The organism is Roseobacter cerasinus (assembly GCF_009811755.1).
Taxonomy (GTDB): Bacteria; Pseudomonadota; Alphaproteobacteria; order Rhodobacterales; family Rhodobacteraceae; genus Roseobacter; species Roseobacter cerasinus.
In genome coordinates this window covers 15,429-29,552 of record NZ_BLIV01000002.1, presented here as the reverse complement: position 1 = coordinate 29,552, position 14,124 = coordinate 15,429, and the positions used below count along the sequence as shown (strand labels likewise).

Sequence of the window (14,124 nt, the reverse complement as noted above, 5' to 3'; positions counted from 1 at the left end):
CCAAGACATCATTTGAGAGAGCGGACATTCAATCAACTGATTTGGAACAGGCAGATTGCGAGTTCGAGTCTCAACACTCGGTGCTATTTGCCTGCGGACTGTTCGTTTCCATCATTTGCAAAATACAACTCATCCACCCGCGCAATTGCCTTCCTGACAATCCCAAGCCAACTGTGCTTTTTTGTTTCAATGATTTCCCAGCAAACACCGAGCACTGACAGCAGGTCGTCCAGAGAAAGTTCCGGCTTGTTCTCCAGTCCCGTAATCGCACGCGCGACATCGGCGGCTGCTTGCGGTGTCTTTGGTTCCGGCTTTTTCCCACTGTTGATTTCGTCCAGAAATTCAAGTGCGAATCCACCCGCCTTTTGATACGGGCTGTTCTTGCCTAGAGCACGATCCGCATAGGTTTGCCTGCGTTTTTTCGGTGCCTTGGTTGTTTGAATGAAATCTGCAAGCCCCTGTCGATCAAGTCCGGCCTTCTCGCCATAAAAGTGCATTGGCAACCAAGCCCCGTTGCTCACTTCGAATGCACAACGCACATAATCCTTGGGATCGTACGGTGAAGCTACGTTCAGGAAATCGCATATCAGGTCTGCCGGTGTTGCAAACCCTTTGTGGAGAACACCACCGGCCCCGTCCACAGCCTGAACCTCCCCGACCAGTTTCAGTGTAGGTTCGCCTTCCTTCTCATTGAATTCGCCCTCACGAATGAACTTGATCTTGTCCAGCAGGTCTTCCCCGATCACGATGGATCGTCTTTCATCGCTTAAAATGCCATCTGCAAGGTCAGCGACCATAGCATCACGCGGACCGAGTTGGAGAAGCTTTTCCACCATCGGAAGTATCTGCTCTCTGGCCTGACGATCACGTTCGTCGAGAATGGACCGCAGGTCGCTGTACTTGATGCGGGCTGATTGTCCCGGATAACGGAAAAAGATGTCTCCTTCCTTGACTTGATCGCCGTCGCCTTTTTGCGCAATCACGGGGCGCGATCCATGCTGATGAACGTACATGATGCCCACCGTCATTCCGTCAATTTCAAGAACACCGGCCTCGACTTTTGGCGTAGGATCGAACGTTGATTTTATGCGCTTGGTGAAATCTGCCGGATCGGCATTCGCGAAATCAGCACCCTTGAACCCGGTCACCTTGTAACTTTCGGGATCGACTTTCCCGCCGGTTACCTTTTTGTCTTTAACTCCGAAGACAATGTAGCCTCCCGAGTTATTGGCGAGTGCCGCGACAGCCCGAAGCCATTTCCCTGCGTGCTTGAACCCGAAGTCCTGCTTGCACTCGTGAGTTTCGCTTTCGCCAAACTTGAACCGCCAAACACCGCCTTCATCCTTTTCGAACATTGTGGCAAGGGTGGCTTCAACCATCGGACCGCTTTCAGGAACCATCGGCGATCCCGCACTTGGGACCGCCACCGACGCGGTAACACCGGTCGCTTTGAATGATTTCAGGAATGCATCAAGTGTGTTGTCATTGGCCGCACCAATCGTTGATGAATCGCTGTAGCTGCCGTTCTTGATGCCGGTGATCCTGCCAGAATTTACGGGGCGGTCAGGTCGGTTGAAGAAGAACTGAATGTCATTGTTCTTCATGCCTCGCGCAGCCATCGCCTTGATGAGGGCGATTTCTTCATCGGTGATGCTGCGTTTTTTGGCCATCAGGTTTGCCTTACTTTTGCCAGATCAACAAACCCAGAGACATCCATCAGCCAGTCTTGCTGGGCAGGCAGGTACCCGGCACATCGTAGGAGTTCCTTGCGCCATTGCCAATGTCCGCGATTCGGAAGCCGCACTGCGGCGCTGGCAAATGATCTGGACGGCAGCATTGGGCTGAAAATGCCTCAATCTACTTTCCGTATTGGCGTGCCGCCAATATTGACCTTCAATAGCAATACGGGAAGATGTTAAGGGAGGGGTCGTTTGCACCGCTTACCTTAGTTCGCCGGTTTATGATGTCCCAAAAAGGATACAGGCATCATGAATTCTCAAAACTTGGGTGACCTCGCAAGTGATCAGAAAATACAAAACGTCTTCCACGCCTTTGGCTACTCAATCCCTGTCGGGAAAGACGGCCGCCGTTTGTGGCCCACAAAATTCAAACGCGCGATGGGTCAGAGAATGAGATCAGGTGAGCTATCACTCGGTGAGGTGCAAAGGACTTGCCAGGTTTCGAACAAAACGGCCTACAGTTGGCGAAAAGGCGGTTCTCGAAAGTCACCTCACAAGCCAAAGAAAACTCAAGAGCCAGCCCCGGCGTTTGCCGAAATCAAAGTTCAGCGTGATGAGCCGGTCGTGCCACCTGAACCACCTCAGATTGTCTTCAAGCGCGCAGGCTGTGAGGTTTTACTGCCGCCAAACTTTCCAATCGATCAGCTGGCTCAGTTGATCAGCGCTTTCGAACGTGACCCATGATCTCTCCGGCAGGCAACTTCAAATTCTATGTCGCGACCAAGCCTGTCGACTTTCGGAAGGGTATGGATGGCCTGGCAGCGATTGTACTGAATGAATTTGAGCTTGATCCCTTCAGCGGTGCCATCTTCATCTTCCGCTCAAAACGGGCTGACCGACTGAAGCTGATCGTCTGGGATGGCACAGGTCTCGTGATGACTTACAAGCGCATTGAGGGCAAAGGCTTCGAATGGCCGCGCATCCAAGACGGCATGATTACCCTGAACAAATCTCAATTCGAAGCCCTGTTTGAAGGGCTCGACTGGAAGCGTGTCACCGCTAGGGGCGTGCGCCGTCCGGTAGCCGTCTAGGACAATCAAACACGTCTGAGACTCGAAATAAACAGCAGGTATGAAGCGGCAAACATGACAAATTGGTACACGGCAGACACCCATTTTGGGCATGAGAACGTTATTCGGTTTTGCGACCGCCCATTCAAATCCTCCGCTCATATGGACGGTGTCATACTTGAAAACATGTGGAAGGTGGTGGAGCCTGAGGACGATCTCTGGATCATCGGAGACTTTGCCTTCGGTGCGCCAGCGAAGGACGCGGCGTATCTGCAACAGATCTTTGACCAGCTACCAGGAGCGTGCAAGCACCTGATCGTTGGCAATCATGACAGCGATCTAACCCAGTCATTGGGTTGGTCCTCGGTCTCGCTAATGGCAGAGGTGCCGGACGGGCCAAAGAAGCAGCGGAACACGCTGTGCCATTACCCGATGATTACGTGGAACCACGCGAGACGCGAAGCTCTGCAATTGTTTGGGCACGTTCACAACAACTGGCGCGGATCGCGAAATTCCATCAATGTAGGCGTCGATGTTTGGGATTTCAGGCCGGTGACATACGATGATGTGTCGCGGCGGGCGCGCAAACTGCCCGTCAACAAGCATTGGTCAGATGTCGAGCACCGGAGCGAGCTTGAGTAGATCAAGCCGTAGTGAGTTGTAGAGTCAAGCTCACGTGACGCAAGACTTGTCCCGCGCCTTTTTTTTGCGCTTCGCTTACGATCACTGAATTGTTGCAAGCACGCCATAATTTCTGGGATCATCCCGGAACTGCATAGAGTTCGACATCTATATAGTTTTTCCAAGAAATCTCACTACTCATTCGAAACGCTATATGGCAAGCCAGCCCCTTGAAAATCGGGGGTGTCCAGAGTGGCCAACCTTTCTAGTGCGAGCGGAACTGCCAAATTTCTCGCCACGAGATACAAGACAGTTCCTGGCAATCGTTCTATATTCCCATCGCTTTCCAAGCCTTCAGCACATCAAAGACCTCGTCATTGATCCGCGTCGCCTTGTTGTTGCAGCCACCATAATTGTGGATGCCGACTGCATATCGCCGACGGGTTCCAACCTCATTGTGCCAGACAGCACTGCCGCTTTGCCCGCCAAAAGTATCAACGAGATAGTGCAGCCGCTGTGGCTCAATTTCGGTCAGGCGACCGCCATTGAACCATTGCGTGCCGATACTTTTGTCGGCGGGATAGCCAGACGTGTTGATCAGTGAGTTTTTCAGTTTAGCATCACTAAAGCTTGCAAATCCGAACCAGCCGGTCTTTTCGCCAAGCGGGGCGGCATCTGGCAGAATGATGCAGGCATAGTCCTCCTCCACGCGGCCATTGTTGACCCAGCCACGTACGGAGCGGAATTGCTTGCTGACCGCAGAACCAAAGGGTCTGTGCCGTCCGTTCATCCCAGGAACCACCTCGATCTGCTGGGCCCAGCCGCCACTCCGGCCCGAATGCACACAATGCCCCGCCGTTACCAGAATTGTCGGCGCGATGAACCAACCAGTGCCAACATATTGGTCACCATTGGCCGCCGTGATAAAAAGCTGTGCCGTCATGCGCCACGGAGGCTGTGTGACATTCGAGATATGCGCCCGGTCATCCCGTCCGCAGACCGACTCGGGTGCCTCTCTGCGCAGGTTCACATTGCCTTCGTAGTGCGCCGTGCCAGCATCCAACATGGCACCATAGTTTCGCGGCAAGGCGCTGCTTTCCATTGTGCCGATTACATCAACCATGGCGCGGCCCACGTCAAAGCCAGCAACGGTCTCAAGCTGTCCGCCACCATGGGTTTCCCCGTCAAAACCCTGTTCGATCGTGGCAGGATTGGTTTCCGGGATCAGTGGGCCGGTTTCTTTGCTGGCGTTCCCCATATCGATCTGTGAATCGATCCCGGTTTCGCCACAGCCGCAGTTGCCTGTGTCCATACTTGCGTGTGTCATCTGTTAAATCCTTGTCTGAAAACTTATTCGGTCAGGGTGCCACGCGGGAGGATCGAGGCACCCCTTCACCGCCACCTTACGCGCGGCGGATGCAGCGCCAGGTCGCCAGCGCCTCTTTGATCGCTGTACCCCACCGCTTTGCTTTCACGGCCGCGATGACCTTCAGCAGCTGTGGTATGCATTTGGCGTATTTCCGTGCGCTCCGAACCTTGCGGATCAAGGCACGCATCGCCTGCAGCGCACGCTTCTTGAACCGGCGTTTGATGAAGCCAAAGACCTCGGCCTCATCCGCCGCGCCGCTTTCAGTAACTGCACCATCGGCAATGTCAAAGAGCCGGGCAGTCCCACCGCTTTCGGTGGCTGGGGCCTCAAACTCTGTCCCGACAAGTGCCGCATTCAACGCATCATATCCGCCACTGTCAGCCTCTGCGACAACACCGAACTCTTCGGAGATGTCGTCGAACAGCGCGTCAAACTCCATGTCGCCGGTATCATCGACCATGGGTTCATCGATTGCATCGCTGGGGGTGTTCCCCACATCTTTCTTAGCCATTTTCTGTAAGTCCTTTTTCGAAATGAGCGCCCCAAGAAGGGCGTTGGGCCTCATGCCCGCCGTTGGTATGCGCGCCCGCCATCAATGCAGCGGCATTGCACGGTCAGAGAGGCGTCAGGCATTGATCAAAAAGTCATCAAAACCAACGAAGACCCGCACCGAGTGGGGCCTTTGCTGCAAATCTCTGTTGTGAATACGATGAAGCGTGGGCACGGCTGTGCCCACGCTTTCGAAGTTTTCGGATCTTGTTGGCGATCATGCGGCAAGCGGCCTGCCAGACGCTCGCTGCCGAGCCCCGCTTTTAGCCTATTTTTATCCCAGTGTCCGCTTTGAAGAAGCAATTCAGACTGCAAAGGAAGCCGTCAAAGTTGCGGCGGTGTTTGTTTGTACCCGCCTTTTTGCAGGCTTTTTGATGCGCCGCACATCTGAAAAAACAACTTTACCCCCCGGGGCGGCTGTACCGCCTGCCACTTGGAGGATCATGCGTTGTTACTCCAGCGTGACCATTGCAACAAATGCGTCGTCAGGATCAACATTTCCCCGTGCACCCGAGATCGCGGTCAGTACGGCCTTGCCGGTGAATGCCGCGGCGCGCGGCATTTTTGGGAAACGATGCGAGCGCTTAAAGGTCACCCGCCAATTGGGTGTCGTAGGTCAAGCGCACCGGGCTGCGCATGATCCCGTCATCGGTGACCGTATTCAGCCAATCGATAACCTGCGGAGTGTCCACCCGGGTTATGTTGCGCGGGTGATGCTGGGCGAGCAGATGCCCATTTGCGTTGTGACAGTCGGCGGGCGCGATATCGCCGCTGACAATCCCCATCAGCGCCCAAAGGCCGTATCCGGCAAGGTCTTCGGCACGCGTTTCAGGGGCCGGGTTAGCTGCTTTGAACACGCCGCCTCCGCTGTCACCAGCACAAAGCCCGTGTTCGCGGTCCTGAAAAAGTGCCTCTTGTAGCCCCTGGCATCGGTTGTTTTCCTGTCCGCCATGACAAGGCAGCATCTGTGCCAACGGGTAGATCATTCCGCGCTTGGTGCCCGCAACGCCATCAGGCCCATCGCCCCAGCCCCAAGTTGCAAAACCATTGCCAAACGCCTGATCAGGGTCCCAAATCACGCTGGGTTCGTCGCACTCATCTTCACAATCCGCCACCTTGCCGATCATTGCGCGCTGGCGTGCCAATTCTTCTGCATCAAGTGTTTCGCCTGCATCGATACCCCTTTGCAAAATCCCCGCCGCAACCACATCAAGCGGGCTCCGATCATCGTCCGGGTCCGGGTCGACCAGCTTGAGTACGGCCAGGTCGCCATTGTCTGAGCTGATCTCACTGATTTGACCGGTAGCACAATGTGTGCCCGTACCGCCGTCAAAGAAGGCAATTTCATCCGACACTTGTAAGCCGTAAAAGAACGGACCTGCGCCAAATTTGACATGCAGATTGGCAGGTTCCTTGTCACACAGGCAATGCGCCGCCGTCAGTACATGCTGCTCTGTAATCACAACGCCCGTACAAAAGAGCCCGACATCCCGATCCAAGAGCCTCACGGTCGACAGTGCGCAATGGGTATTCGGATCACCGGTGTTTGCACCACATGGTAGTGCGCCCTCTTCCGCCCTCAGGCCCGCCGATTGAGGACCGGTATTCTTGATAATTCTCCCTTCATTATCGATGATCCGAAGCACGGTAGGTACCCCTCCCGCAGAGGGCGGTAAATTCGTCGGCAGGTTGCCAACCACACCGCTGGTAGGGCTGACGAGAAATTGCGGCCCCCGCCGACCGATGGTCAGCCGACGCCCGTCGCTGAGTTCAACGATCCCGTCAGTAAACCGCGGATTGCGCCGCAGAACCTCGTCAAGCAGCTGATCCAGTTGGCCGCGGGTCGCGTCTGGCACGGCAAAAGTGTCGTCGCCACGCGTAGTTTGGTTGATCCTACTTTCCCCGGCGCGCGCGATGAACTGGTCCAGCGGCAGCGCCGGACGCTCAAGTGTCAGATCGATATGCTCTTCAGCGAAAGCATCCTGGACGAGGGCCAGTGCCAATCCGGCAATGAGCAGCGAAGCTTGCAACGGTTTCATTCTAAAGCCCCCCGAGGTTGATCGGCCCGTAGCCGGTTGTTGGCGAGTAATCGTCGCCCGCCAAGTCGATCAGATCAGCGCGCAGCTGTGGTCCTGTCAGTAACAGCGGATCATTCATGCGCGAGGCGATGATCGCAATCGCCCCGGCAATCTGTGCTGCTGCCGCAGATGTTCCCCCAAAACCGGTTGCCTGCCCCGAATGGCTTTCATCCGCCAGCGGATCATCGGCAAAGCCGCCGGGGCCTAGGATATCCAGTGTTCGCACGGGGCGGCTGTTCTGCGCCGACCCAAAACCCGGCGCAGGCACCTGCGATGTGGGGCACCGGTAAGGCGGGTTATGATCTCCATCCGAGGGGCCCATCACGCAAAGACCTGGGCCAGACTGGCTGTAATTCGTTTTTGTCAGGGCGCCATCAATTGGGCTGCTGGCCCCAACAACCACTATGCCGGTGCTTTCAAAGGCATCAAGACTTGCGCCGGTCTCCTCCTCCTGCGCTGCCAAGCCTTGCGCCAGCAATGTCGTAGCTTCGGTGACAAGATCCGTGGCATCACCTAATACATCGTCCTCCAGCGTTGCGCTGAACTGACGCAACAATGCGGCTACCGTGCTGATAACTTTGGGCCGCGTTTCATCATCTATGATCGCCTGCAGGACCGGCGCATAGTCATCAAAGGCGGCGGGGTAGGCGAGGTTTTGCGCGCCGCTATTGCCTGCCGGGATCACGACGGCGATCTGGCTTTGCACGATCAAGATGGCCAGCACGAAGGGATCAACCGCGTTTTCGGGATCGACCGCATCGATCAACGCCGTTGCAGCATCGGGATCATCCGCGCGTAATTCAGCGATCTTTGCCATGTCGAGATAGCCTGCTGCGGCCGCATCCGGCCGCTGAAAATCCAGCGACAAAAGCAGCACGCCAAGCTTGGCTGCTATGGTCCGATCGGCTTCGCAGTTGATATCAGAGATGAAGCGATCACCTGCCAGCCCGGCCTCTAACACACGCAGGGCGAGCGTCACCCGGTTTTCGTGCCTGTCACCGGACAGGTTGGCCGCTCTGATCGGGTAAAGCTCTGCGCCCGGCGCGACGCCATAGCGTCTGGCGCCTTCCTGCCCGATGACAAGACCGGCCATCGCCGTGCCATGCCCGATGCCCTTTGACGACATACACCATTCGTCACCAGCAGGGACGGGGTAGTCGACATTCTCGAACCGGGGCATCCCGGCGGCAAGGGCCGGGTGCCGCACCGCAACGGCACCGTCGATCATGCCCACTACAATAGCGTCACCCATTTCCCCGTCAGAGATGGTAGCCAATCCAAGCGCGTCGAGGTTCCATGGCAACCCGTCTGGGTCGGGGTCTTCTGATTGCGGGGGGATCAGGGGCCGTCGCAGATCGCCCAGCAGATGGCAATGGGCATCATGCGGGGTGTTCAGCTCGGCAATGGCATCCACGAACACCTCGTCCATCACCAGCCGCAGGATGGGGAAAACCGCCTGTGCGATCTGCATGCCTGCTTCGGTGTCGGACGCATAATGCACCCCGGCCCATTCGCGATTGATGCTGATGCGCGCGGCGACATCGAACAGATCCGCAACCAGTGCGTTATCTTCGTACACCTCGGCCAACGCATGAGCGATCAGATGGGTCTGGACTGCATGCGCACTGGGATAGGCCGAATGGGTCGGGACATCGATCAGTGGGTCAATCCGGGGATCCGCAATGTGAGGGCGCGGGCGACCAAAGATGCGTTTGAAATGATAACCGATGGTCAGGCCCGCCATATCCATCAGATTGATCAGGCGGAGCACGCCGCCGGGTGGACCACCAAAATCATCGAGTTCCGCCAGAAACGGGGTGGCGATATCGTCGATCTCAGCGAGGATCTCTTCCTCGCGCGCCGCTCGTTCTGCGTCTTTCTGCAGCGCGATCAGATCCGCGATTTCTGCGGCAAAGACGGGTCCTGTGTAAGCGGGATCGGGCAGGAAGAAAGGCTGCCCCTGTACCCCAGTGCGCAACAGCTCAACCATGGTGGGGAGCGTTTGGACGACGCGCCTTCGATAGTATTCCGTCTCTTCCTCGAACGATCGATCGAGCGCCGCCTGCACAGATGTCTGGTTACGGCCTCGCCCGCGCCCCCTACCACGGCCTCTGCCGCGTCCGCGCCCTCTGCCCCTTCCGCGCCCACGTCCCCGGCCCGTGCCACCCTCGTTTGTGGCTCGGAATATGTTTGCAGGAAACCCGCCGCCGTCGCTGTAGCAACTTGCCAGTGGGCCATCAAACAGCGCGTCATCAGGTTCGTCGGTTGTGGTAAGAAGACGCGTGCCGACACCACCCTCATCGCCGGGCACTAGAAAACTGCGTGTCGTTTGTGCCCAGAGACCGGCAAGGTCCAAGGGTGCCATATTATCTGGCCGGTGGCAGGCATCAAGAATGGGGACCGGTGTGAATGGCGCACCTAAGACATGACCACGCACTCGGGCGGCCAGACTGCCAGTACGTGCCGGTACCTGACAACTCTCCAGCGCCATTGCGGGCGACGGCGCCCACGGTACAAATGTCGCGCTGGCAGAGCTCAGCAAGAACGCACGACGTGAAATATTCATCTGTCAATCTCCCTTGTTTCAAATCAATGCACCCACGCTGGAAAAGCCGCGCTGGATCAAATCAACGCTTTGTGGCGAGGGCAGCGGATAGTCAGGGTCAGCCAGGTGCGCGGCAACAAACCCCGGGTCGCGGGTCTGCACCTTTCGGATCAGGCGGCGGCTGTCATCAAGCCGCCCTGCTGCTGCCAAGCTACCAGCGAGATGCCGTTCAACCGCTAGGAAATGCGGCACCCGGTCCAGCACACGGCCCGCGATCATGATAGCCTCAGCATGCTTTCCGGCAAGCGACGTAGTGATTGCCTGCGAGCTTTCAAATAGCGGTTTGTAAGGGCTGAAGCGGCCCAACCGCACGGCCTTCTCGCTGAACTCTGCAGCTTCCGCGACCTGTCCACGGTAAAGCGAGTTCATTGCCGACATATCCCATGCAATAGCCAGTGTCGGCGCGATCTGGCGGGCGGTTTGTGCCAGTTCTGCTCCAATTTCCAAGCGACGCAGCACAAAGCCCTGCACATGAGCGACAAGTGCAAGCGCCAGCGCATTAGACGGGTCAAGCGCTACCGCACGGCGGCAATAGGCATCCGCTTCTTCAAGGATATTCTGTCGGTCGCCACCTTCGCCCAGTGTATTGGCCAGTGAAAACGCGTACCATGCCGCGGCAATCGCTGAATTCTCGAGCTCTGCTTTGCTGCGAAAGAACTGCCGTGCTGCCGACTGCCCCCGCACCGACATCCCCAACACTTTGTGCACGGCGCCAAAGATCGACTGTGGCGCCGCATCGCGACCGATCCGCCCACTTTCAACCAGACGCAGGCAAGCAACGTTGAGCGCATCAACTGCCTGGTTAACGAATTCATCCAGCTGATCAGTAGAAAACAGGAAGGTGGTGGATTGATCGGCCGAGATTGAAGCACTCCAAAGCACATGCTTTGTTGCCGGATCAAAAGCACGGATGCTGATCTCGGCAAAACTGCCGATCTTGGACAATGACACAAGCAAGGCCACATCCGGCAAGCGCTGCGCCAGCGTGGTTGGCGCGATACCGGATTCGTCGAGGATCGACAGATCCAGCACGTCCGTCATGTCCATCAGGCACAGGTGCTGGCGCATCTGCCCGATGATGCGCCCCGCCAAATGGTTGGCATGCGCATCGTCGGTTGAGATGTCCGGGGGATAGATTGCTACACAGATCCGCGCATGCATGTTGGCGCGTACGCCGGCGTCAGGCTGGGCAGTCGGCATTGCCGCCTGCGCGCGACTGCGCTCCGTGCTCAACCAGTCTTCGAATGCTTCCCCAAGGCGGGGGGCATCCTCAAAAAATGTTTGAGCGGGATCACGATGCGGCACCAATGTCACGCCCCGCAGCCGGACGGTCTTTCTGTCTGCAATCAGGTGGTGCGAGTGTGATCCCAACTCTTTCCGTAGGGCATTTAACAGTGTTCGCAAGCTGGCGGCGCTTTGTTCATCGGGTGACCGCGGCCATAGCATCGTCCGCAAAACATCACGCGACCTGCTGTTGCGGCAAGAGGTTGCCAGAATCGCAATCAGCGCTGGCCCATAGCGTCCACTGAGCGGTACATCTTTCCCCTCTTGATCCTCAAGCCGGAATAAACCAGTCAATTCCAATCGCATTTTTCGCCCCACTAGCCACACGTAACACCTTAAGTTGACTCTAACAGTTTACCAAATCGGCTGAGGTCCGCTGCGTTACTTTTGATGGTTTTCTGATGGTAGAAACGATCTGGAACAAAACTGAATGTTCTTTTGCCGACATTGGATCCGTTTGAGGCGCGGGCTCCAAATGCGCATTTGGATTTATGCCATGTCTACGTGGACAAATGCGTCGAGTGTTCAAGGTCTCTTGTTTTCGGGGAGGTGGCACCACCGCTCATCTATGTAGCTCGGCAGGTCTCAAATGTTACGGGTGTATACAAAGCCGCAAAGAAAAGAATCGCTATTAAGGCAGTAGCTACAAACTTTCTCCTGGCTGCTTGGCTGCCGGCGATCTTTTCTGACTTGAGTTAGGCTTGTATGTCACAATCTCCACTGCAAAAAAGCCAATCGATCTTCAAGCTCCACCGTAACCACGGTTTCGGTTGGCCTTGCACCATCGGCAACAATGGCCTCTCACAAAAATTTTGCTGCGTTTCTAACGAATGAACGCAGCACAGTTTCTTTGGTAGCCGGAAGACACAATGTTCCAATTAACAGTAGTCCGAGCGCTTGATTTCTATCGCGGTTGATCAGTTGGCGTTTTAGAACTTGTTTGCAGTTCGTCGCGTAGCGAGCAGGCTAAGTTTCAGTAAGTCTATTCTTGTTTCTACTATTAACTTGACCCGGTTTAATCCTAGAGCTAGATAAGACTATAGAGGAAGCCGCTTTAGTGCGGTTTTTTTTGTTATTTTAAGTTTGATATTGATTTTTCCCGAAATCATCTGGCAGTAAGGGTGTAGTTGATTCGCGGAGTAGCTTTATGAAGCACATTGATATAGCGGTGGATCGTGAACGCCACGCTCACATCAAGTATCAATTGGAGCTTCGCGGACTGAGCCTTGCCGAGATAGCTGAACAAATTGGAGTAGGTGCCAGCGCTGTGAGTTCGGTATCGCTTGGCAAAAGCCGCTCCAAGAGAATTGAGCAAGCCTTAGCGGCTGCCCTCGATAAAACTCCAGAAGAGCTTTTTCCTGAAAGGTATCAGGACCTTGCTGAGCCTAGGGAGGTTCCGCGATGAGCCCCTAGAATACTTGGGCTTTGAAAAAGGTTGAGCCCGGTGGACTGCAATCCATAGCCGGGCTCGAAATCGCTCATCACGACATCTTCTTCATCCCACCCTCACCCCCAAAAATCAAGTGAAAACGCGCCCGATGCGTCGGACGTGACCAGAACAGCTGCGTTTGCAGCCGACATGGGATGAACCCGCCAATCTGGCGGTCGATGCTGTATGGCCGAAATTGTGAATACTATCTGCAAGGTTTTGCTCCCCGGAGACCCTCCCGGGTGCGCTACCCTGATAGGGAGCCGCGCTCGCGCTGGTGGTGGGCCGCTGTCTCCATGACCAGCGAATTTGTCAAACATAGCAGATTAGCATGTGAACTTGGCGGCGAAGCCGTGCAAGAGCCCATTGAGGCCTTGGTGCGGTTGTTTGCCAATAAATCGGCGGCTTATGAGGAAGCCAAAGCACTTGCTACCAAGCGATCCGGGGAAATCACCCATCTCAAAGCTCAGGTTCAGGCATTGAAAGCAGAGATGGCCAAACAGGCGCAGCGGATTGCAGAGCTGTTGCATGAGCAGTTTGGTTCAAAATCTGAAATCAGCGTAGCTCAGAATCGGCGCCAGAATTCTCAGAAAGGCAATGAGCGCGAGCCAAGTGACGAAGGCACCGGGAGCCAGAATAAGAGCTTTGCAGCAGAGCGGCCCAAGAAACCGCGCAATACAAGCGGTCGTGCTCCAAAAAATTGGGATAATCTGGAGCGCATTGAGGTTCCCATGGATTTCCCCAAGACCTGCCCATGCGGTTGCGGCGGTACTATCCGGACATATGATATTGATGAAAAGCGGGAAGTAATCCCGGCCAAGTTCTACGTCGCTGTCCGGAAGTATCCTCGATATCGCTGTCGCGAACAGGGCGTCACCATTGGGACTCTGTACAAGCCCACTTTGATGCCCGGATTGACCAGCGGGTCAAGTGTGCTGGCATATTTGGTGACCATGCGTTTCGGGTGGGGCATCCCTTGGTATCGTATCGAAAACATGCTCAACCACGATGGCATCACATATCACCGTGCGACCATGTGCAACCAAGTCGCCGGTCTGGCCAAAGCACTTGATGGTGTAAGAGAAGCACTGTCTCAGCATACGTTATTCGACATCTTTGTCAGCCCGTTGGCTGGCGTAGGCTTTGAGCATCATTTCGGTGTACTCAACGGTGCTTGTGGTGTGCTTACCCAACCCGGGCCAAGCAAAGGGCAAGTCCCGCAGACATAGATTTTGATCAACATTTAACGACCCGAAGCAATCCAAAGGAGTTCGCGAAAGATCGAAAGCATGGAACGGAAAAACTACGCCCCCAGAATCTGACGGCCCAAATAGTCGACAACGACTTGTCCGGTAATGAGATCACGGCGCGTGCGTAACCCCAACAAGGCCACGGCCCGCGTGCCGATCAACAGGCCGGATACATATGAGCGACTTCCGA

General features: G+C 55.8%; 11 protein-coding genes. 5 read left to right on the top strand and 6 right to left on the bottom strand.

Features of this window, described 5'->3' with window-relative positions:
* Positions 1 to 83 precede the first annotated feature (83 nt).
* Entirely contained in the window at positions 84 to 1,670 is a 1,587-nt protein-coding gene (locus tag So717_RS03990; RefSeq protein WP_159974933.1) for an ATP-binding protein, read from the bottom strand.
* A 318-nt stretch (positions 1,671 to 1,988) separates the two neighbouring features.
* On the opposite strand from So717_RS03990, the gene So717_RS03985 reads away from it, so the two are divergent.
* From So717_RS03985 to So717_RS03975, 3 genes are all read left to right on the top strand, one after another.
* Positions 1,989 to 2,423, top strand: coding sequence for a hypothetical protein (locus So717_RS03985; protein WP_159974932.1), 435 nt, complete (start codon positions 1,989 to 1,991; stop codon positions 2,421 to 2,423).
* Positions 2,420 to 2,770 (top strand): IS66 family insertion sequence element accessory protein TnpB, encoded by a 351-nt coding sequence (tnpB, locus tag So717_RS03980; RefSeq protein WP_159974931.1) that lies wholly within the window; start codon positions 2,420 to 2,422, stop codon positions 2,768 to 2,770. Before So717_RS03985 ends, tnpB begins: the two co-directional genes overlap by 4 nt.
* Before the next feature lie 141 nt (positions 2,771 to 2,911).
* Positions 2,912 to 3,391, top strand: coding sequence for a metallophosphoesterase (locus So717_RS03975; RefSeq protein ID WP_238840663.1), 480 nt, complete (start codon positions 2,912 to 2,914; stop codon positions 3,389 to 3,391).
* A gap of 307 nt (positions 3,392 to 3,698) precedes the next feature.
* Here So717_RS03975 and So717_RS03970 read toward each other — a convergent pair whose 3' ends face one another.
* The 5 genes from So717_RS03970 to So717_RS03950 form a co-directional block, all read right to left on the bottom strand.
* Positions 3,699 to 4,697 (bottom strand): trypsin-like serine peptidase, encoded by a 999-nt coding sequence (locus tag So717_RS03970; RefSeq protein WP_202981890.1) that lies wholly within the window; start codon positions 4,695 to 4,697, stop codon positions 3,699 to 3,701.
* Positions 4,698 to 4,773: 76 nt separating this feature from the next.
* Positions 4,774 to 5,250 carry a hypothetical protein gene (locus So717_RS03965; protein WP_159974929.1) on the bottom strand — a complete coding sequence of 159 codons (477 nt, stop codon included), beginning with the start codon at positions 5,248 to 5,250 and terminating at the stop codon, positions 4,774 to 4,776.
* 622 nt (positions 5,251 to 5,872) lie between these two features.
* On the bottom strand, positions 5,873 to 7,327 hold the full coding sequence (locus So717_RS03960; RefSeq protein ID WP_159974928.1) for a trypsin-like serine protease: 1,455 nt from the start codon (positions 7,325 to 7,327) through the stop codon (positions 5,873 to 5,875).
* A 1-nt stretch (position 7,328) separates the two neighbouring features.
* Positions 7,329 to 9,356 (bottom strand): S8 family serine peptidase, encoded by a 2,028-nt coding sequence (locus So717_RS03955; protein WP_159974927.1) that lies wholly within the window; start codon positions 9,354 to 9,356, stop codon positions 7,329 to 7,331.
* 594 nt (positions 9,357 to 9,950) lie between these two features.
* The gene (locus tag So717_RS03950) at positions 9,951 to 10,916 is read right to left on the bottom strand and encodes a tetratricopeptide repeat protein (RefSeq protein WP_159974926.1); all 966 of its coding nucleotides are present in this window, start codon (positions 10,914 to 10,916) and stop codon (positions 9,951 to 9,953) included.
* Positions 10,917 to 12,402: 1,486 nt separating this feature from the next.
* Here So717_RS03950 and So717_RS03945 point away from each other — a divergent pair.
* Positions 12,403 to 12,660 carry a helix-turn-helix domain-containing protein gene (locus So717_RS03945; RefSeq protein ID WP_159974925.1) on the top strand — a complete coding sequence of 86 codons (258 nt, stop codon included), beginning with the start codon at positions 12,403 to 12,405 and terminating at the stop codon, positions 12,658 to 12,660.
* A gap of 320 nt (positions 12,661 to 12,980) precedes the next feature.
* Complete coding sequence (locus tag So717_RS03940) at positions 12,981 to 13,913, top strand: IS66 family transposase (protein WP_159974924.1); 933 nt, start codon at positions 12,981 to 12,983, stop codon at positions 13,911 to 13,913.
* Positions 13,914 to 14,124 lie beyond the last annotated feature (211 nt).

Excerpts from the sequence above, each read along its gene's own strand:
- So717_RS03945 (WP_159974925.1), top strand. The coding sequence starts at position 12,403 with ATGAAGCACATTGATATAGCGGTGGATCGTGAACGCCACGCTCACATC.
- tnpB (WP_159974931.1), top strand. The coding sequence starts at position 2,420 with ATGATCTCTCCGGCAGGCAACTTCAAATTCTATGTCGCGACCAAGCCT.
- So717_RS03940 (WP_159974924.1), top strand. The coding sequence starts at position 12,981 with ATGACCAGCGAATTTGTCAAACATAGCAGATTAGCATGTGAACTTGGC.
- So717_RS03965 (WP_159974929.1), bottom strand. The coding sequence starts at position 5,250 with ATGGCTAAGAAAGATGTGGGGAACACCCCCAGCGATGCAATCGATGAA.
- So717_RS03955 (WP_159974927.1), bottom strand. The coding sequence starts at position 9,356 with ATGGTTGAGCTGTTGCGCACTGGGGTACAGGGGCAGCCTTTCTTCCTG.
- So717_RS03985 (WP_159974932.1), top strand. The coding sequence starts at position 1,989 with ATGAATTCTCAAAACTTGGGTGACCTCGCAAGTGATCAGAAAATACAA.
- So717_RS03990 (WP_159974933.1), bottom strand. The coding sequence starts at position 1,670 with ATGGCCAAAAAACGCAGCATCACCGATGAAGAAATCGCCCTCATCAAG.
- So717_RS03975 (WP_238840663.1), top strand. The coding sequence starts at position 2,912 with ATGGACGGTGTCATACTTGAAAACATGTGGAAGGTGGTGGAGCCTGAG.
- So717_RS03960 (WP_159974928.1), bottom strand. The coding sequence starts at position 7,327 with ATGAAACCGTTGCAAGCTTCGCTGCTCATTGCCGGATTGGCACTGGCC.
- So717_RS03970 (WP_202981890.1), bottom strand. The coding sequence starts at position 4,697 with ATGACACACGCAAGTATGGACACAGGCAACTGCGGCTGTGGCGAAACC.